The organism is Tsukamurella hominis (assembly GCF_965137015.1).
Lineage (GTDB): Bacteria > Actinomycetota > Actinomycetes > Mycobacteriales > Mycobacteriaceae > Tsukamurella > Tsukamurella hominis.
In genome coordinates, this window is sequence record NZ_CBCRZG010000001.1 from 30,770 (window position 1) to 49,942 (window position 19,173).

Annotated in this window: 17 protein-coding genes; 13 read left to right on the forward strand and 4 right to left on the reverse strand. The window is 71.6% G+C overall.

The annotated features are described in order from the left end of the window. Nucleotides 1-343: 343 nt before the first annotated feature. Genes ACM9LD_RS00165 through ACM9LD_RS00175 form a run of 3 tightly spaced genes read left to right on the forward strand, consistent with a single transcriptional unit; the run spans nucleotide 344 to nucleotide 3,007 of the window. Nucleotides 344-1,222, forward strand: coding sequence for a hypothetical protein (locus ACM9LD_RS00165; protein ID WP_415674803.1), 879 nt, complete (start codon nucleotides 344-346; stop codon nucleotides 1,220-1,222). Nucleotides 1,223-1,242: 20 nt separating this feature from the next. After that, nucleotides 1,243-1,815: a sigma-70 family RNA polymerase sigma factor gene (locus tag ACM9LD_RS00170; protein ID WP_415674804.1), complete on the forward strand. Its 573-nt coding sequence runs from the start codon at nucleotides 1,243-1,245 to the stop codon at nucleotides 1,813-1,815. Between the two features lies 1 nt (nucleotide 1,816). Continuing rightward, entirely contained in the window at nucleotides 1,817-3,007 is a 1,191-nt protein-coding gene (locus tag ACM9LD_RS00175; RefSeq protein WP_415674805.1) for an anti-sigma-D factor RsdA, read from the forward strand. 83 nt (nucleotides 3,008-3,090) lie between these two features. Here ACM9LD_RS00175 and ACM9LD_RS00180 read toward each other — a convergent pair whose 3' ends face one another. Further along, a complete protein-coding gene (locus ACM9LD_RS00180) occupies nucleotides 3,091-3,480 on the reverse strand; it encodes a DUF5319 domain-containing protein (RefSeq protein WP_068522523.1) in 390 nt (129 codons plus the stop codon). 84 nt (nucleotides 3,481-3,564) lie between these two features. On the opposite strand from ACM9LD_RS00180, the gene guaB reads away from it, so the two are divergent. The 7 genes from guaB (at nucleotide 3,565) to ACM9LD_RS00215 (ending at nucleotide 11,876) form a co-directional block, all read left to right on the forward strand. Further along, nucleotides 3,565-5,103: an IMP dehydrogenase gene (guaB, locus tag ACM9LD_RS00185; protein ID WP_415674806.1), complete on the forward strand. Its 1,539-nt coding sequence runs from the start codon at nucleotides 3,565-3,567 to the stop codon at nucleotides 5,101-5,103. 59 nt (nucleotides 5,104-5,162) lie between these two features. Then, nucleotides 5,163-6,341, forward strand: coding sequence for a GuaB3 family IMP dehydrogenase-related protein (locus ACM9LD_RS00190; protein WP_415674807.1), 1,179 nt, complete (start codon nucleotides 5,163-5,165; stop codon nucleotides 6,339-6,341). A gap of 112 nt (nucleotides 6,342-6,453) precedes the next feature. After that, entirely contained in the window at nucleotides 6,454-8,199 is a 1,746-nt protein-coding gene (locus ACM9LD_RS00195; RefSeq protein WP_415674808.1) for a GMC family oxidoreductase N-terminal domain-containing protein, read from the forward strand. A 101-nt stretch (nucleotides 8,200-8,300) separates the two neighbouring features. Beyond that, nucleotides 8,301-8,957, forward strand: coding sequence for a DNA alkylation repair protein (locus ACM9LD_RS00200; protein WP_415674809.1), 657 nt, complete (start codon nucleotides 8,301-8,303; stop codon nucleotides 8,955-8,957). A gap of 74 nt (nucleotides 8,958-9,031) precedes the next feature. Continuing rightward, nucleotides 9,032-9,412: a hypothetical protein gene (locus ACM9LD_RS00205; protein WP_415674810.1), complete on the forward strand. Its 381-nt coding sequence runs from the start codon at nucleotides 9,032-9,034 to the stop codon at nucleotides 9,410-9,412. A gap of 51 nt (nucleotides 9,413-9,463) precedes the next feature. Continuing rightward, on the forward strand, nucleotides 9,464-11,029 hold the full coding sequence (guaA, locus tag ACM9LD_RS00210) for a glutamine-hydrolyzing GMP synthase (protein ID WP_415674811.1): 1,566 nt from the start codon (nucleotides 9,464-9,466) through the stop codon (nucleotides 11,027-11,029). Between the two features lie 40 nt (nucleotides 11,030-11,069). Beyond that, entirely contained in the window at nucleotides 11,070-11,876 is an 807-nt protein-coding gene (locus ACM9LD_RS00215; RefSeq protein WP_415674812.1) for an SDR family oxidoreductase, read from the forward strand. A 170-nt stretch (nucleotides 11,877-12,046) separates the two neighbouring features. Here ACM9LD_RS00215 and ACM9LD_RS00220 read toward each other — a convergent pair whose 3' ends face one another. Continuing rightward, a complete protein-coding gene (locus ACM9LD_RS00220) occupies nucleotides 12,047-13,429 on the reverse strand; it encodes a PspC domain-containing protein (RefSeq protein ID WP_415674813.1) in 1,383 nt (460 codons plus the stop codon). Nucleotides 13,430-13,572: 143 nt separating this feature from the next. On the opposite strand from ACM9LD_RS00220, the gene ACM9LD_RS00225 reads away from it, so the two are divergent. Together ACM9LD_RS00225 and ACM9LD_RS00230 are read left to right on the forward strand one after the other, a co-directional pair. Beyond that, nucleotides 13,573-14,982, forward strand: a complete 1,410-nt coding sequence (locus ACM9LD_RS00225; RefSeq protein WP_415674814.1) for a PspC domain-containing protein — start codon at nucleotides 13,573-13,575, stop codon at nucleotides 14,980-14,982. Beyond that, a complete protein-coding gene (locus ACM9LD_RS00230) occupies nucleotides 14,979-15,650 on the forward strand; it encodes a LuxR C-terminal-related transcriptional regulator (protein WP_415674815.1) in 672 nt (223 codons plus the stop codon). The genes ACM9LD_RS00225 and ACM9LD_RS00230 overlap by 4 nt, the downstream gene beginning before the upstream one ends. A 12-nt stretch (nucleotides 15,651-15,662) precedes the next feature. Here the strand turns inward: ACM9LD_RS00230 and ACM9LD_RS00235 are convergent, their stop codons facing one another. After that, nucleotides 15,663-16,835, reverse strand: a complete 1,173-nt coding sequence (locus ACM9LD_RS00235) for a serine/threonine-protein kinase (protein ID WP_415674816.1) — start codon at nucleotides 16,833-16,835, stop codon at nucleotides 15,663-15,665. 17 nt (nucleotides 16,836-16,852) lie between these two features. Next, a complete protein-coding gene (locus tag ACM9LD_RS00240) occupies nucleotides 16,853-17,401 on the reverse strand; it encodes a CGNR zinc finger domain-containing protein (RefSeq protein WP_415674817.1) in 549 nt (182 codons plus the stop codon). A gap of 50 nt (nucleotides 17,402-17,451) precedes the next feature. Between ACM9LD_RS00240 and ACM9LD_RS00245 the strand changes: the two genes are divergently transcribed. Beyond that, a complete protein-coding gene (locus ACM9LD_RS00245) occupies nucleotides 17,452-18,957 on the forward strand; it encodes an amino acid permease (RefSeq protein WP_415674818.1) in 1,506 nt (501 codons plus the stop codon). Nucleotides 18,958-19,173 lie beyond the last annotated feature (216 nt).

Sequence of the window (19,173 nt, forward strand, 5' to 3'; positions counted from 1 at the left end):
CGTGGAAACGTCGTTGTTCCTCTCGCGTGCTCACCGTAGGCAGTTCGCCAGACGAAGGTCAACCCGTTCCGGGATATCCGGGGGGTGATTCGATCAGCGTGAGAATTAACGTCGTGTTCATTCATTACATCGGTGTGCACCTGAGGAATTGCGACTGTGAACCGAGTGTCCTGCTGTGTGTTCGTGCTGGTAGTGCTATGTTTTGAATTGTCGTACACCGTAACGATGGTGCGTTGGGCGGCGGATCTGGAGCCGGAATCGTCTTACACGCCGGTAACGTCAGCGTCCCTGAACGGTGCCGGTGATCCATTGTCACGCCTGCAAATTCTGGAAGGTTAAATCTTTGGAAACTGGACACTCGGGCGCCTCCACGGAGGCGCTCCTCGGGGCGGCTTTCGGAGCGGACTGCGGTCCCGTCGGCCCGCTCGACGGTCCCCAGGGCCGGGCGTGGCTGCGGGCCGTGGCGCTCGCGGGCGCGGGGAGGTTCGCCGCCGCGCGGGTCCTCGCCGCCCGGGTGTCCGACGGTCCCTTCGGCTCCGCCGCCCGCTGCCTCGAGGCGTCGATGCTGCGACAGTCCGGCCGGCACCGCGCCGCCACGGTTCCCGACGGCGCCGCATTGGCGATTGCATACACAGGGTGTGAACAACCTGTGTACGGCATGAGCGTGGCATTGACGATCGATGCGACGGTGGGCCTCGCTGCGGATGCGCTGGGGACCGGGCGGTACGCGCTCAGCGCTCGCCTCCTGGCGCGTGCCGACGAGCATCTCGCGGCGCACGACACCGGTGCGGCGGGGAGTGCCGGGGAAGGTGCTGCGGCGCCGTCGTCGAATCCGTGGTGGACGGTGCCCCGCGCCCGGCTGCGCAGGGACTGGGTCGCCGCTGAGCTGGCCGTGTACTCGGGGGACACCGCGGGGGCGGCCGGCGCCGTCGACGCCCTGCTCGCGGCCGATCCCGGGGTGGGGCGACCGCGTCATCACGCGAAGACGCTCCTCATCGCGGGTGCCGCGGCAATGGCCTCGGGGGAGGCCGACCGGGCCGCGGAACTCGTCGAGAACGCGTACCGGGTCGCCACCGAGTCGGTGTTGAATCCTCTAAGGTGGGCCGGTGCGAAAATGATGAGTGGCACGTCAGGAGAGGAGCCGGGGGCGGAGGCGGCGCGGATCGTCGCTGCTGTCGAGGAGGAATGGATTCGTGATGGCGCGGATCTGGCAGGGGTGTAACGGCGGAATGCAGGCTGGCGATGAATCTGACAGGTGAGGAGCTCGACCGGGCCGTGCGCGAAGCAGCGCAGGGCGACAGGTCCGCGCTCGCAGATGTTCTCGACACCATCCGACCTCTCGTCGTGCGGTACTGCCGCGCCCGGGTCGGGGGCGGCGAGCGTCACTCGCTGTCGGCTGAGGATCTCGCGCAGGAGGTGTGCATGGCTGTGATGACGGCGCTGCCCCGTTATCAGGACCAGGGGCGTCCCTTCATGGCGTTCGTGTACGGCATCGCCGCGCACAAGGTCGCGGACGGCTTCCGGAACGCCTCGCGTAACAAATCCGACCCCGTCGGCGAGATTCCAGAGAGAGCGTCGCTGGAAGGCGGGCCCGAGAACCACGCGCTCGCCACCGAGGCGAGCCGGGACATGGCCCGACTGCTGAGCACGCTCCCCGAGAAGCAGCGCGAGATCCTGATCCTCCGCGTGGTCGTCGGCCTGTCGGCCGAGGAGACCGCGGAGGCGGTGGGCGGCACCGCCGGTGCCGTCCGCGTGGCCCAGCATCGCGCGCTGACCAAGCTGAAGAACCAGATCGCGAAAGAAGGTGAGAACTGACATGGCCGACGACAACGACAAGCGGGGCGAGAACCACGGGCGCTTCGACCCGCATGACCCCGAGCGCACGGCCGCTCACCGTCTGGGTCCGCCGATGCGCCCGATGCGGCCCGGTGCGCCCCGCGATCTGGGAGCCGACGACACCGGCTTCATCGACCGCGTCACCGACGACGGGGCACCCGTCGACGTGGCCGCGGTCCGCCGCGACGACGATCTGATCGAGGCGCTCGCCGCCGGCGGGGCCGTCACCACCGCGGACCAGACCGAGTTCGCGCTCGCGTCTCTCCTCGCGGACTGGCGCGACGAGATCGTCACCACGCCGGTCCCGGCCGGCCCGTCGGTGGACGAGCTGGTCGCCGCCACTGGGGCGGGGCGCCGCACGCGGGGCTTCCGGCCGGCGCGGCCCGCTCGTCCTGCGCCCCCGCCCCTCGCACCGTCGGGCGACGGCGCACCGTCGGGCGACGGTGACGGTGACGTCACGCCGATCGGCGACGCCCCTTCGCGGCGCAAGCGCTTCGGCCTGGTGGCGGGTGCGGCCGCCGCCGCGGTCGCGCTCCTCGGCGGCGGCACGGTGCTCGTGAACTCCGCGAGCCCGGGCGACGGCGCGCTGTGGAGCGTCAAGGAGGTCGTCTTCTCCGACGCCGCCTCGCAGACGATCGCCACCTCGGAGGCGAAGGCGCAGCTCGAGAGCGCGGACAACGCGATCGACTCCAGCAACCAGGCGGAGGCGCAGGCCGCGCTGGTCAGTGCCCGACAGCAGGCTGCGAAGGTGAAGAACGACAAGGATCGCGCCGCGCTCGAGGAGCGGATCCGTGCCGCGGAGGCGCGTGCCGGGTTGCCGGTCGGGTCCACCGACCTGCCCACGTCGACGCGACCGCCGTCACCGACGTCCTCGCCGTCGGTCCCGCCGATGTCGACGACGGAGCCGACGGTGACGGTCCCGACGTACCCGACCCGGCCGACGTACCCGACTCGGCCGACCACGCCCACGACGACCGTGCCGACGACGACGCCGGAGCCCACATCGACGGAGCCGACGACCACCACGCCGACGAGTGACGCGCCGACGACCACGACGACTGCACCGACGACCACGACGACGACCCCGCGTCCCCGGCCGACCGCCACGACGACGACGGCCGCGTCCACCTCGGTGCTGACGATCGTGCCCGAGGAGTGGTTCCCCCGCTGACGGGCGTCGCAGCGCAGGACGACGAAGGCCCCCACCGCAGCGGTGGGGGCCTTCGTCATGTGCTTCAGTGCGCTATCGCCGGATCATTCCTCGTTCGCGAGGTTCATCGCCGCATCGGCGTAGCCGCGGCAGTAGTCCCAGGTGACGTAGGCGTCGGGCGCCGGATCGTAGGCGGGCTCATGGGGCCGGACGGTGCCGTCGACCAGCAGCTGCAGCAGGTTCGCGCGCAGCATGTCCCAGTCGTGGTAGTGATCTTCCTGACAGTCGTCGCAACAGATCACCAGGCCGCGGACGCCGCGGTGCGCGAGCAGAGCCTCGTAGACGGAGAGGTCCGCCAGGTCCTCCTCGACGGCGAGTCGTTCGGCGGGATCGAGGGGCTGACCTGGGTCGAGCGAGTCCAGCGCGGCCGTCGGATCGCTCGGGTCGTCGGCGAACGGATCCGGCGGGAGGCCGGGGGGAAGATTGTTGCGCACGTCCCCACGGTACGCAGAAATGCCCGGGGAAGGCCAGTCACACGCGCTGTACGAGTGCAGGAATCCGCCGCGTACCATGGATACATGACGCGCTCCGCCTCTCCCGCGCCCACATCCGGCAACGTTTTCATCGGGGGCGACGACCCCGCGAAGGTCGCGATGCTCGGCCTCACCTTCGACGACGTCCTGCTCGTCCCCGCCGCCTCCGACGTGATCCCGTCGGGGGTCGACATCTCCACCAAGCTCACCCGCGAGATCACGCTCAAGGTGCCGCTCATCAGCTCCGCCATGGACACCGTCACCGAGGCCCGCATGGCCATCGCGATGGCCCGCAACGGAGGCATGGGCGTGCTGCACCGCAACCTGTCCATCGAGGCGCAGGCGCAGCAGGTCGAGACGGTCAAGCGCTCCGAGGCCGGCATGGTCACCGATCCGGTGACGTGCAGCCCGTCGAACACGCTCCGCGAGGTCGACGAGATGTGCGCCCGGTTCCGCATCTCCGGCCTGCCCGTCACGGACGAGAAGGGCACGCTGGTCGGCATCATCACCAACCGCGACATGCGCTTCGAGGTCGACTTCGACCGCCCCGTCGCCGAGGTGATGACGAAGACGCCGCTGATTACCGCGCAGGAGGGCGTCACGGCCGAGGCCGCGCTGGGCCTGCTGCGCCGGCACAAGATCGAGAAGCTGCCCATCGTGGACGGCAGCGGCAAGCTGACCGGCCTCATCACCGTCAAGGACTTCGTCAAGACCGAGCAGCACCCGAACGCGACGAAGGACTCCGACGGCCGCCTACTGGTCGGCGCCGCGGTCGGCGCGGGCGACGAGGCGTGGGAGCGCGCGATGGCGCTGCGTGACGCCGGCGTCGACGTGCTGGTGGTGGACTCCGCGCACGGCCACTCGAGCGGCGTGCTCAACATGATCGAGAAGCTCAAGCACGAGTTGGGCGACGACGTGCAGCTCATCGGCGGCAACGTCGCCACCCGTGGCGGAGCGGCGGCGTTGGTCGCGGCCGGCGTCGACGGGGTCAAGGTGGGCGTGGGCCCCGGCTCCATCTGCACCACCCGCGTGGTCGCCGGCGTCGGCGCCCCGCAGATCACGGCGATCCTCGAGGCCACCGCGGCGTGTGCGCCGGCGGGCGTGCCCGTCATCGCGGACGGCGGCCTGCAGTTCTCGGGCGACGTGGCGAAGGCCCTCGCGGCCGGTGCGTCGACGGCGATGCTCGGCTCGCTGCTCGCGGGCACCGCGGAGTCGCCCGGCGAGCTCATCCTCGTCGGCGGGAAGCAGTTCAAGAGCTACCGCGGCATGGGCAGCCTCGGCGCCATGCAGGGGCGCGGCCAGGGCAAGTCCTACTCCAAGGACCGCTACTTCCAGGACGACGTGCTCTCGGAGGACAAGCTGGTCCCCGAGGGCATCGAGGGCCGCGTGCCCTTCCGCGGCCCGCTCGGCTCCGTGATCCACCAGCTCACCGGCGGCCTCCGCGCGGCCATGGGCTACACCGGCAGCCAGACCATCGAGGACCTCAACCGCGCCCAGTTCGTGCAGATCACGGCGGCGGGTCTGAAAGAATCGCACCCGCACGACATCACGATGACGGTCGAGGCGCCGAACTACACGCGCTAGAACCCTGCTGAACAGGCACATTCGGAGCGGTCGCTCCGGAACCGGAAGGACTGAGCGCGTTGCGCGACATGGTTGAGATCGGCATGGGCCGCACGGCCCGGCGCACCTACGAGCTGCAGGACGTGAACATCGTCCCCTCGCGGCGCACCCGTTCCTCGAAGGAGGTGTCCACCTCCTGGCAGCTCGACGCGTACCGCTTCGACACCCCGATCCTCTCGCACCCGACGGACGCGATCGGCTCGCCGGAGTTCGCGATCGAGCTCGGCAAGCTGGGCGGCCTGGGCGTGCTCAACGCGGAGGGCCTGTTCTCCCGGCACCGCGACGCCGAGGCCCAGCTGGAGCGGGTCGTCGAGCTCGCCGCGTCCGACATCACCGGCATCGCGGCGATCCGCCGCCTGCAGGAGCTGCACGCCGCGCCGCTCGATCCCGAGCTGCTGGCCGCGGCCGTCGGCCGGGTCCGCGACGCCGGGGTGACGGTGGCCGTGCGGGTCTCGCCGCAGCGGGCCCGCGAGCTGACGCCGGTGCTGGTCAAGGCGGGCATCGACCTGCTGGTCATCCACGGCACGATCATCTCCGCCGAGCACGTCTCCAACGAGGAGTCGGCGGGAGAGCCGCTCAACCTGAAGACCTTCATCGGTGACCTCGACGTCCCCGTCGTGGCGGGCGGCGTGAGCGATCACCGCACCGCGCTGCACCTGATGCGCACGGGCGCCGCCGGCGTCATCGTGGGCTACGGCTCCGCCGAGGGCGCCACCACCACCCGCGAGGTGCTCGGTATCGGCGTCCCGATGGCGACCGCCATCGCGGACGCGGCGGCGGCCCGCCGGGACTACCTCGACGAGACCGGCGGCCGGTACGTGCACGTGATCGCCGACGGCGACATCTACAGCTCCGGCGACGTCGCCCGCGCGATCGCGTGCGGCGCCGACGCCACGATGCTGGGCGCGCCGCTGGCGATCGCCGCCGAGGCGCCGGGCAAGGGCTGGTACTGGCCGTCGGTGGCCGCGCACCCGTCGATGCCGCGCGGCGCGGTCGCGCCCGCGCAGCTCGGTGGGCTCGATGCGGGGGAGGGCGCCGCCGCCGGCACCGCCCCGTCGCTCTCGACCATCCTCACCGGCCCGTCGACGGAGCCGAACGGCCAGTTGAACCTGGTCGGCGGCCTGCGCCGGTCGATGGCCAAGGCCGGCTACAGCGAGCTCAAGGAGTTCCAGAAGGTGGGCCTCAACGTCGCGTACTGAACGCGAAGCCCTGTTATTGAGTGGGGTTTAGTAGTACCGTTACCCGTCAGTAGGGCCGTTTCAGCCGCGGTCCGGTGACACATGTCCGCCACGGACGGGTGAGGGGTTCCAGATGGCCAAGGCAGTCGGGCAGAAGTCGGGCGACCATTTCGACGTGCTCGTGATCGGGTCCGGGTTCGGTGGCAGCGTCACGGCGCTGCGCCTGACGGAGAAGGGCTACCGCGTCGGCGTGCTCGAGGCCGGTCAGCGCTTCGAGGACGAGGACTTCGCCGAGAGCACCTGGAACCTCAAGAAGTTCGTCTGGGCGCCGAAGCTGGGCCTGTACGGCATCCAGCGGATCCACCTGCTCAACGACGCCGTGGTCCTCGCCGGCGCCGGCGTGGGCGGCGGCTCGCTGAACTACGCGAACACGCTGTACAAGCCGCCGGCGCCGTTCTTCAACGACCCGCAGTGGAAGCACATCACCGACTGGGACGACGAGCTGAGTCCGTACTACGACCAGGCCCGCCGCATGCTGGGTGTGGTGAAGAACCCGCACGAGACCCCGTCGGACCGCGTGATCAAGCAGATCGCGGAGGAGATGGGTGTCGCGGACACGTTCACTGAGACCCCGGTCGGCGTGTACTTCAACCAGCCGGGCCGCACCGACGCCGACCCGTTCTTCGGCGGCGCCGGCCCCGCCCGCACGGGCTGCACCGAGTGCGGCCAGTGCATGTCGGGCTGCCGCGTGGGCGCCAAGAACACGCTGATGAAGAACTACATCCACCTCGCGGAGGCGGGCGGCGCGCGGTTCATCCCGATGACGACGGTGACCGCGCTGCGGGAGGGCCGCAAGGGCGTCTGGGAGGTGTCGACGGTGCGCACCGGTGCCGTCGCGCGCAAGAACCGCACCGTCTACACCGCCGACAACGTGGTCTTCGCCGCCGGCACCTGGGGCACGCAGACGCTGCTGCACTCGCTCAAGGACACCGGCGCGCTGCCGAAGCTGTCGGACCGGCTCGGAGTGCTCACCCGCACCAACTCGGAGTCGATCCTGGGTTCGGCGCGTACGGTCGCCGACCCCTCGCAGGACCTCTCGCAGGGCGTCGCGATCACCAGCTCCTTCTACCCGACGCCCGACACCCACATCGAGCCCGTCCGCTACGGCCCGGGCCGCAACGCCATGGGCCTGCTGCAGACCCTCCTCGTCGACGGCGGCGAGAAGCGCACCCGCCTCGGCGGCTTCCTCAAGGGGCTCGCCAAGAAGCCGACCGACCTCAAACTGCTGCTCACGCAGAAGGACTGGGGCCAGCGCGTGCTGATCCTGCTAGTGATGCAGAGCCTCGACAACTCGATCACGACCTACACCAAGAAGATCCCCGGCTCGAAGAAGCGGCGGATGGTCTCCAAACAGGGCCACGGCGCGCCGAACCCGACGTGGATCCCCGCGGGCAACGAGGCCGCACGGATCGGTGCGGAGAAGCTGAACGGCGTGGCCGGCGGCACCTGGGGCGACATCTTCAACGTCCCGATGACCGCCCACTTCCTCGGCGGTGCAGCGATTTCGGAGACGCCCGAGACCGGCGTCATCGACCCGTACCACCGCATCCACAACTACCCGTCGCTGTTCGTCGTCGACGGTGCCGCCATCTCCGCGAACCTCGGCGTCAACCCGTCGCTGTCGATCGCCGCGCAGGCCGAGCGCGCCGCGGCGCTGTGGCCGAACAAGGGCGAGCAGGACCCGCGTCCCGCGCAGGGCACCGGCTACCAGCGCATCGCCCCGACCGCGCCGAAGTCGCCCGCCGTGCCCGCGGGCGCGCCCGGCCAGCTGTTGCTGCCCCTGCCGAAGGTGCGGCCGGCGCAGGAGTCGCAGGCCTGAGCCGGTCACGGTTTCCGAAAGTCGAGTTCAACGGCGCACCGAGGCAGTATTCGCCTCGCCTGCCCGCAGGACTCGACTTTCGTCAGCGCTAACCTCGGGACATGACGCGAGTCGATGAGATCGTGGCCGAGCTGGCGGCGCTGGAGGACCCGAAGGCTCGGGCCGTCAACGAGCGGCACGGCGACCCGCACGGGGTGAACCTGACGAAGCTGCGGGCGCTGGCGAAGTCGCTCGGTACCGACCGCGAGCTGGCGGGCGAGCTGTGGGACTCCGGCGACGTCGCGGCGCAGCTGGTGGCCCTGCTCATCGCGAAGCCGAAGCAGTTCACCGCGGACGAGCTGGACGCGATGCTGCGTACTGCGCGCAGCGACAAGGCGCACGACTGGCTGCTGAACTATCTGGTGAAGAAGTCGCCGCACGCCCCCGCCCTGCGCGAGCGGTGGTGGGGAGCCGACGATCCGCGCGTCCGGGCGGCCGGCTGGGCGCTCACGACGCACGCGGTGACCACCGCGGACCTCGATCGCGACGCCCTCCTCGACACCATCGCCCGCGAGATGCGCGACGCGGAGCCGAAGCTGCAGTGGGCCATGAACGAGACGCTCGCGACGATCGGCATCGAGGACGAGTCCCGCCGCGCCCGCGCCGTCGCCATCGGCGAGGACCTGCAGGTGCTCGCGGACTACCCGGTGTCGAAGGGCTGCACCTCGCCCTTCGCGCCGATCTGGATCGCCGAGATCGTCCGCCGCCGGGAGGCCTAGACCCCGCGTTATCCGGGGCGGAACCCGGAGAAACCCTGATGACGGCGGTCGTGCCTCCGCCGTAGCGTGACCGCATGTCCGCAGGATTCCCCCTCGTCACCGTCCTCATCCGGCCCGACGACGAGCCGCGCGTCACCGCGTCCATCGCCGACCGGCTGGGCGCGGGTTCGGCCCGGTTCGAGTTCGCGAGCTCCCCGGAGGACCCGTCGCTGCTGCGGCAGTGGGCGATCGAGCACCCCGGGACCCCGTCCGCCGACCGACGGTGCCGGGTGCTCTGGGCCCGGTTCGACGAGGCCGACGTCCACCGGGTCGCCGAGGCGGCGATCGACGTCCTCTCCCCGCACGCGCGGGGCGAGAACGAGGCGATCCTCGCCGGGCGCCGGGTCCGCGTCACGCCCGACGAGTTCCCCTGGTACGCCCACGTGCCGCTCTGGGAGCTCGTCGACGTGCCCTGATGTCCCGCCCGCTGTCGGAGCGCGGCCCCGCCCGCGACTAGACTGAGCCGGGTGACGGACTCCTCACCCAACCCCGTTCTGGTCGTCGACTTCGGCGCGCAGTACGCGCAGCTGATCGCGCGCCGCGTCCGCGAGGCGCGGATCTACTCGGAGGTGGTGCCGCACACCATCACCGCCGAGGAGGTGCGCGCCAAGAACCCCGCCGCCATCGTGCTGTCGGGCGGCCCCGCGTCGGTGTACGCGGAGGACGCGCCCAACCTCGATCCCGCGGTCTTCGACCTCGGCGTCCCGGTCTTCGGTATCTGTTACGGCTTCCAGATGATGGCCCGGGCCCTCGGCGGCACCGTCGCCAACACGGGCGGGCGCGAGTTCGGGCGCACCACCCTCACCCCCCAGGGCGACGGTGTCCTCCACGTGGGGCTCCCGGCCGAGCAGCCGGTGTGGATGAGCCACAACGACGCCGTGCAGGTCGCGCCCGAGGGCTTCTCGACGGTGGCGTCGACGCCCGGCGCCCCGGTGGCCGCGTTCGAGAACGTCGGCAAGCGGATGGCGGGCGTCCAGTACCACCCGGAGGTCCTCCACAGCCCGCACGGGCAGGAGGTGCTCACGCGCTTCCTGTACGAGATCGCCGGGCTGAAGCCCACCTGGACCGCGGCGAACATCGCCGAGCAGCTGATCGAGGACGTGCGCGCCCAGGTCGGCGAGAACGGCCTCGCGATCTGCGGCCTGTCCGGCGGCGTCGACTCGGCGGTCGCTGCCGCGCTGGTGCAGCGCGCCATCGGCGATCGACTGACCTGCGTCTTCGTCGATCACGGCCTGCTGCGCCAGGGGGAGCGCGAGCAGGTGCAGACAGATTTCGTCGCCGCGACCGGCGCCCGCCTCGTCACGGTGGACGCCGAGGAGACCTTCCTGTCCCGCCTGGCGGGTGTCTCCGACCCGGAGACGAAGCGCAAGACGATCGGCGAGTTGTTCATCCGCTCCTTCGAGGGCGCGGTGTCCGAGGTCGTCGGCACGGCGGACGCCAAGGTGGAGTTCCTCGTTCAGGGCACCCTGTACCCCGACGTCGTGGAGTCGGGCGGCGGCGCGGGCACGGCGAACATCAAGAGCCACCACAACGTGGGCGGGCTGCCGGAGGACCTGGAGTTCACGCTCGTCGAGCCGCTGCGCCTGCTGTTCAAGGACGAGGTCCGCGCGGTCGGCCGTGAGCTGGGCCTGCCGGAGGAGATCGTCGGCCGGCAGCCGTTCCCCGGGCCGGGCCTGGCGATCCGCATCGTCGGCGAGGTCACCAAGGACCGCCTCGACCTGCTGCGCAAGGCCGACGCGATCGCGCGCGAGGAGCTCACCGCCGCGGGCCTCGACGGCACCATCTGGCAGTGCCCGGTCGTGCTGCTCGCCGATGTCCGCAGCGTGGGCGTGCAGGGCGACGGCCGCACGTACGGCCACCCGATCGTGCTGCGCCCGGTCAGCTCCGAGGATGCGATGACCGCGGACTGGACGCGGGTGCCCTACGAGACGCTCGAGATCATCTCGACCCGCATCACGAACGAGGTCGAAGAGGTCAACCGCGTGGTGCTCGACGTGACGAGCAAGCCGCCGGGGACCATCGAGTGGGAATAGCGGACGCGTTCTGACCGGTGCCGCCGGTACCGTCGATGCCATGACGATTCTGGTGACGGGTGCAACGGGCAACATCGGACGGAAAGTGGTCGACGAGCTGGTGGCGAGGGGTGTCACGGACATCCGGGCGCTGACCACCAACCCCGCGAAGGCGGCGCTGCCGAGCGGGGTGGAGGCCTTCAGTGGCTTCATCGGCAAGCCGGAGACGCTCGACGGCGCGTTCGAGGGCGTGACCGGGATGTACCTCGCGCCGTACGAGCCCACCGCCGCCGAGGTGCTGCGCCGGGCGAGGGACGCGGGCGTCGGGTACGTGGTCGCCACCTCCGGGAGTGCGCACTGGCAGGCGCTCACCGACACGATCCTGGCGAGCGGCATCGACGTGACGGTGCTGGGCCCGGGCGAGTTCATGGAGAACTTCGCCGGCTGGGCGGGGCAGGTCGCCGCGGGCGTGGTCCGCGAGCCCTACCCGGACGCGGGGAGCGCGCCGATCTCCATGGACGACATCGCGGCGGTCGCCGCCGCGCTGCTCGCGGCCGACGATCACGCCGCGCACGTCGGGAAGGTCTACGAGCTGACCGGCCCGAGCTTCCTCACCCGCGTCGAGATGGCCGCGCAGATCGGGGAGGGCATCGGCCGCGAGGTCGGCTTCGAGCAGATCAGTCGCGAGGCGGCCGAGGAGGCGCTCCGCTCGGAGATGGGTGACATGGCCGGCTGGTACCTGGACCTGCAAGACGCCTCCCGCCGGTACCGGCAGGAGGCGAACTCGCTGGTGGAGGAACTCAGTGGGCGTCCGGCGATGAGCCTGGCGCAGTGGGCGGCGCGGAATCGGAGCCTCTTCGCGGCCTGATCAGGGTCACCCCCGCCACGACGACGGCGCCGATCGCGAGGATCCCGAGCAGGGTGCCGGCGTCGATGAGGCGGGGGCCGCCCACGATTCCCCAGGCGGCGATCGCGAGGGCCGCGATCCCGGCGACCAGGAGAGCGGGCGACGTTCCGCGCTCGCGGCCGGAGCTGTTGTCAGCGGACACGATTCACCTCCACATTGCCCACGTTGCCCTGGGCGTCGATGGTCAGGGTGGGGGCGCCGGGGGTCACGACGCTGTTCAGGGCCGTCGGGCAGTCGGAGTCCCCGACCGACACCTGGCACTGCACCTTGACGTTCATCGCGGCGGGGATCTGGATCTGCGTGTCGCCCACGCCCACGCGGGTGGTCACGGTGCGGTCGTGGTCGAGGGTGAGCTGCCGCAGGTCGAGCTGGAGCGAGCCCACCTGCAGGACGTACTGCTCCTGGAGGTCGGTGGGCGAGGGCACCACGAACTGCTTGTCGCCGCGCGGGGCGTCGGCGAAACCGCTCATCACGTTCTGCGCCATCGTGCCCACGATCACGAAGCCCGCCAGGGGGATCGCGACGGCGAGCAGACCGTAGCCGCTGCGCCGGAAGGCGCCCGCGACGAGCCCGGTGCCCACCACGCCGAGCACGATCGCCGCGGCGACGACGGGCGAGATCGACACGCCGAGAACGAGGTCGACGGTCGCGATCGCCGCCGCGGTGAGTAGCGCGATGCCGAGCGTGACGGGCGTGATCCGGGTGCGGCGCTTGGGCTCCACCGGGACCGGGGCGTGCGCCGCGGCCGGTTCGGGCAGGTCCCACGCGAAGGGCGCGGCGCCCAGCGGATCCCAGCGCGGCGGATGGATCTCCTCGGTCACCTGCGTCTGCACGCGCGGGGCCTCGGGAGCCGGCGCCTTCCGCAGGTTCAGGGGCTCCGACGGTGCCGGGGCCGGAGGGGTCTGCGAGGTCGCGTCCGCGGGGCTCGCTTCCGGCGCCTGCTCCGGAGCCGGTGCGTCGGCCCTCGGCGCCTCGGGGGCGGGTGTCGCCGTGGCCCGGGGATCGGCGGGCGGCGTCCACACGGGCTGCCAGGCGAACTGGGCCGCGGGCGGCTGCCACGCCCCGACGGGGGCCGCCGGCGCGAGCCGGGTGGAGACCGCGGTGCCGGGCGGCGGCACGGGCAGGCGCTGGTGCAGCGCGTACCACCCGGCCGCCAGCAGGGCGAGGCTGATGAGTCCGGCACCGGGCCACGAGGAGCTCATACCGCTGCCGAAGGTCACCGCGATCACGGCCGCGATGATGAGGACGAAGGTCGGCGGGCCCGAACGCTGCACGGGCGTGCCGTACGCGTACTCGGACTCCTTGGGGAGCACGAAGACGCCGACGATGTAGGCGACGAAACCGAGTCCGCCGAGCACCGTCGCCCCGATGAACGCCGCGCGGACCAGCGCGACGTCCACCTGGTAGCGGCGCGCGAAGCCCGTGCACACGCCGGCGATCGGCGCGTTGCGGGCCCGGAGCGGCCTGGTCTCCCACATCTGCCGGAGCTGGCTGGAGAGGGTTGTCGTATCCATGCCTTCGATCCTGCGGGCCGCGGCCGCCCCGGTCCATCGGGATCTACCCTGAAATCGCGGCGGCGCGCCTCGGGGTGAGGGGTGATCTTTCAGGGGCTTCCCCGATACCCGCGGGCGAGGATCCGTGCCACCATCGAGGGATCATGAGCAGACGAGCACAGCGCCGGTGGGCGCGGAACCAGGCTCGCCAGCAGGCGTGGCAGCAGGGCTGGCAGAACTGGCAGCAGGGGTGGCAGCAGGGTGCCGAGCAGGCGTCGGCCGCCCCGTTCCGCGCGCCCGCGCCCGCCGTCGCGCGGCCGGCCGTCGTCCCGCTGCCGGCCCAGCCGGCCCCGGCACCGTCGTACCCCCGCCTGTACCGGCGCAACGGCGGCGCGGTGATCGGCGGCGTGTGCGGCGGCATCGCCGATCACGTCGGCGTCGACGCCACCAAGGTCCGCATCGCCTTCACCCTGCTCGCGCTGCTGGGCGCGGGCGTGGTGATGTACGCACTGCTGTGGTTCATGTGCCGCCCGGGCACCGACACCGAGCATCCCGACCCGGCCGAGCGCCGCCAGGGCCTCGCGCTGGCGGTCCTCGGCGTCGTCGGCGCCGCGACCCTCGCCTCCGTCGCGAGCAATACCAGCGCGGGCTTCGTGGTCCCCGTCCTGGTGATCGGGATCGGCGCGGCCCTCGTCTGGCGGGAGGCCGACTCCGCCTCGCGGACACCGGCGTCCACACATGCGGGCGGCTCCCGGCTCATCACCGGGCTGCGGATGCTGGGCGGGGTCACGCTGGTGATCGTCGGCCTCGCCGTGGTCTTCCTGGGGCGGGTCGACGTGGCCGCCATCCCCACGGCGCTGGCCGCCGTCGTGCTCACGCTGGTCGGCGTCGCGCTGCTCACCGTGCCGATCTGGGTGCGCATGTGGCGCGATCTCGGCGCCGAGCGCGCCGCCCGGGTGCGCACCATCGAGCGCGAGGAGATCGCCTCGCACCTGCACGATTCCGTGCTGCAGACGCTCGCCCTCATCCAGAAGCAGTCCGCCGACGGTGCCGCCGTCAAGCGGCTCGCCCGCAGCCAGGAGCGCGAGCTCCGGGAGTGGCTGTTCGGCGGCTCCGAGGCGCCGGCGCAGTCCCTGGCCGCGGCGCTCAAGGCCGCCGCGGCCGACGTCGAGGACGCGCACTCGGTCGCGGTCGACGTCATCACCGTCGGCGACGTCGAGGGCGCCGAGCTCGGCGTCGACGACCGGTTCACGGCCCTGCTCGGCGCCGCCAAGGAGGCGATGGTGAACGCCGCCAAGCACTCCGGCTGCGAGAGCATCGACACCTACGCGGAGGTCGACGAGGCGTCGGTGTCCGTCTTCGTGCGCGACCGCGGCGTCGGATTCGACCTCGACGGGGTACCGTCGGACCGGCAGGGCCTGGCCAAGTCGATCCGGTCCCGGATGGAGCGCCGCGGCGGCAGCGTCGCGGTCCGCACCGCCCCGGGCCGGGGTACCGAGGTGCGGCTGTCGATGGCGAGGCTCGCCGAGGGCGACGAGACGGTCGCGCCGGAGACAGCGGAGGAGAGTGCGTGAGCTACCGGGTGTTCCTGGTCGACGATCACGGCGTGTTCCGGTCCGGCGTGCGCGCCGAACTGGCCCGTGAGGATTCCATCGAGGTGGTGGGTGAGGCCGGCACCGTCGGCGAGGCGGTGGCGGGGATCCTCGCCGCCGGCCCCGACGTGGTGCTGCTGGACGTGCACATGCCCGACGGCGGCGGCGTCGCCGTGCTGCGCGGCGTGACCGACGGCGCCCCGCGCGCGAAGCTGGAGAAGGCGCCGGTCTTCCTCGCGCTCAGCGTCTCCGACGCGGCGGAGGACGTGATCGCCACGATCCGCGCCGGCGCGCGCGGCTACGTCACCAAGACGATCTCGGGGGAGGAGCTGGCGGATGCGGTGCGCCGCGTCGCCGAGGGCGACGCGGTCTTCTCGCCGCGGCTCGCCGGCTTCGTGCTCGACTCCTTCACCGGCCGCTCGCCCGTGCCGGAGCCCGCGCTGGACCCGGAGCTGGATTCCCTCACCCCGCGCGAGCTGGAGGTGCTGCGCCTGCTGGCGCGCGGCTACACCTACCGGGAGATCGCCGAGGACCTGTTCATCTCGGTCAAGACCGTCGAGACGCACGCCTCGAACGTGCTCCGCAAGACCCAGCAGAGCAACCGCAACGCCCTCACCCGGTGGGCGCACACCCGCCACCTCGCGGACTGACCGCGCCGGGACTCAGCCCAGCGCGATGATGACGCCCGCGATGATCGCGGCGAGCACGATGAAGCCGCCGATGATCCACGCCGCGAGAACGGCGTTCGACATCTTCGACGGCGGTGCCACCGGCGGCGGCACGTAGGTGCTGGGCCGCGGGGCGGGCGGGATCGGCCGCTTCCGCTCGATCGGGCCCGACGCCGCCGTGCGCGCCGACGAGGTCCGGTCGCCGGGGGTGCGCTCACCGGCGGTGCGCCGGAGCCACACCGCGGGCGCGCCCTCGGTCGCCTGCAGCGGGGCGGCGAGGATCGCGGCGGGGTTGCCGCCGCCGGCCGCGACCGCGGCGAGCCGGTCCCGCGCCTCGATCAGCGAGGGCCGCCGCTTCGGGCTCGGCTGCAGCATGTCCAGGATGACGCGGACCAGCGGCCCGTCGTTCTTGGGCGGATTGATCTGTCCCAACGCGACTTTGTGCAGCAGGGCGATCGAGTCCTCGTCGACGCCGAAGGGCGGCGCGCCCTCGAGCGCGGTGTACAGCGTCGCGCCCAGCGAGTACAGGTCGGAGGCCTCGGAGGGCTCGGTGCCGCGGGCCACCTCGGGGGCGAAGTAGGCGGGCGTGCCGGTGATGATCCCGGCGGGGCCGGCATCGTCGCCCTTGGCCCGCGCGATGCCGAAGTCGGAGAGCTTGACGGTGCCGGACGCGCGGCCCCGGTTCGCGATGAGGATGTTGCCCGGCTTGATGTCCCGGTGGATGATCCCGGCCTCGTGCGCCTCGACGAGGGCGTCGGCCATCTGCGCGCCGATCTGCGCCACCTGCCGCTCGGGCATCGAGCCGGTCATGTGCAGCACCTGGGCCAGCGAGCGCGAGGGCAGGTACTCCATCACCAGCCAGGGCTCGCCGCGGTCGAGGGCCACGTCGTACATGGCGACGGCGTTGCGGTGCTGCAGCCGGGCCGCGAGCCGGCCCTCGTGCAGGGCGCGCCGGCGCAGCTCGTCGGCCTCCTCCTGGGTGAGTCCCTCGGTGGAGATGACCTGCTTGGCGGCGACGTCGCGCTCGAGGCGCTCGTCGCGGGCCAGCCACACGGCGCCCATGCCGCCGCCGCCGATCTTGGAGGTCAGGCGGTAGCGCCCGGCGACCAGGTGATCGGGCCCGGGAACGCCCCTGATCGCGCCGCTCGCACCCGTCGTTTCCGCCACGTCGTTGATCCTAAGGGTCAGGCCCGGCGCGCGCGGTACGCGGCCACGTTCAAGCGGTTGTTGCAGCCGTCGTCGCAGAAGCGGCGGGAGCTGTTGCGGCTGAAGTCCACGAGCACCCCGGCGCAGTCCGGCGCGGCGCAGCGCCGCAGCCGGTCGAGGGCGTCGGCGCGGACCACGTCGACCATGCCCATCGCGGGCTCGGCGAGGAAGCGCTCCGCGATCGGCGTCGCGTCGTTCCAGCCGTGCAGGTGGTACGGCCAGTCGTCGTGCCGGACGAGCTGGGGGAGGACCGCCGCGTCGCGCAGCATCCGGTTCACCAGGTCGACGGTGCCGGCCTCGTCGCCCGCGAGGTCCCACAGTCCGCGCAGGATGCGGCGCACGGCGTGGACGCGGTCCAGCTCGTCCTCGCGCAGGGGGATGGGCCCGGTCCAGCCCCAACGCTCCACGAAGGCGCGGAGCGCGGCGACGTCGGGCAGGCGCTCGGGGCGCTCGGTGCGCGCGTCGGGGGCGGTGTTCACCAGATCGGCGGCGCTCGCGAGGGCGGATCGGGTGTCGTAGGAGAACATGACGCTGCGAATGCTAACCGGATGGGCGTTGCGGTCGCTACTCTCATCGGGTGTCCAGCCCTCTTGGAATCACCCCCGACGACTCCCTCCGCCAAGGACTGCAGAGCCGCCACATCAGCATGCTCGCGCTCGGCGGTGCCATCGGCACCGGCCTGTTCGTGGCGTCCGGTGCCACGATCAGCCAGGCCGGCCCCGGTGGCGCCCTCCTGGCCTACGCGCTCATGGGCGTCATGGTCTTCTTCCTCATGCAGAGCCTCGGCGAGATGTCGGCGTACCTGCCGTGCAGTAATCCGTTCGAGGAGTACGGCAGCCGATTCGTCAGCAAGTCCTTCGGCTTCGCGGCCGGGTGGAACTACTGGTTCAACTGGTCGATCACGCTGGCCGCGGAGGTGGTGGCGGCCGGCCTGATCATGAAGTTCTGGCTGCCCGACGTGCCCACCTGGATCTGGTCGGTGATCTTCCTCGCCGGCCTGTTGGCTCTGAACCTGTTCGCGGTGAAGGCCTTCGGCGAGGCCGAGTTCTGGTTCGCCTCGATCAAGGTGATCGCCGTGGTGATCTTCCTGATCGTCGGCGTGCTCATGGTGCTGGGTGTGGTCGGCGACGGCCCGGCCCCCGGCTTCTCCAACTGGACCATCGGCGACGCGCCCTTCGTGGACTGGCCGCTGGGCATGCTCTCGGTGTTCCTCATCGCGGGCTTCGCCTTCCAGGGCACGGAGATGATCGCGGTCGCGGCGGGCGAGGCGATCGAGCCGAAGAGCGCCATCCCGAAGGCCGTGCGCACGGTCTTCTTCCGGATCCTGGTCTTCTACATCGGCACGCTGACGATCATCGCCTTCCTCATCCCGTACACCAGTCCCGAACTGCTGGACGCCTCCGCGGAGAACGTCTCGGTGGCGCCGTTCACGCTGGTCTTCAAGCTCGCGGGCATCGACGCCGCGGCCTCGATCATGAACGCGGTCATCCTCATCGCCATCCTCTCCGCCGGCAACGCCAGCCTGTTCGCCGCCACCCGCGCGCTGTACGGCCTGGGTGTGGAGGGCAATGCACCGAAGATCTTCGCCAAGGTGACCAAGGCGGGCGTTCCCATCGCAGCCACGGCGGCGACCACCGCGGTCGGCTGCCTGTGCTTCCTCGCCGGCCCGAAGGGCGATGGTGCCGCGTACACGGTGCTGGTCGCCGCCTCGTCGGTGGCCGGGTTCGTGACCTGGATCGGGATCGCGTGGGCGCACTACAAGTTCCGGCAGGCGTGGAACGCGCAGGGGCGCTCGCTCGACGAGCTGCCCTACAAGGCGTGGCTGTACCCCGCGGGGCCGATCGTGGCGCTCCTCATGTGCATCGCGGTCGTCGCGGGGCAGTACTACGTCGCGGTCAACGATTCCGACACGGGAGGCAGCGTCAGTCTGCTGCTCACCACCTACGCCGCGCTGATCCTGTTCCTCGGGCTGTGGTGGGGACACAAGCTCATCACCAAGGCGCCCACCGTCGACCCGAAGACCGCGGACCTGTCGCCCGTCGCCGCGGCCTCCGCGCACCACGATCCGAACCGCGTGGGCTGATAGTCCGATCGCTCGAGGAAGGCGGATCGCCCCGACGGGGCGGTCCGCCTTCGTTCGTCCGGGCGCGGTGCGGCCGGCCGGTGACGTGATGCGCGCGACGCATCGCCTCACCACGGAAAACGGCCGTGAACTGCGACGATCGCGCGATGCGCCGGGTGCATCACCCTGCTGGAACCTCTCCTACCTCGGCGCTTGACGCCGTTCGGATCGCGGATC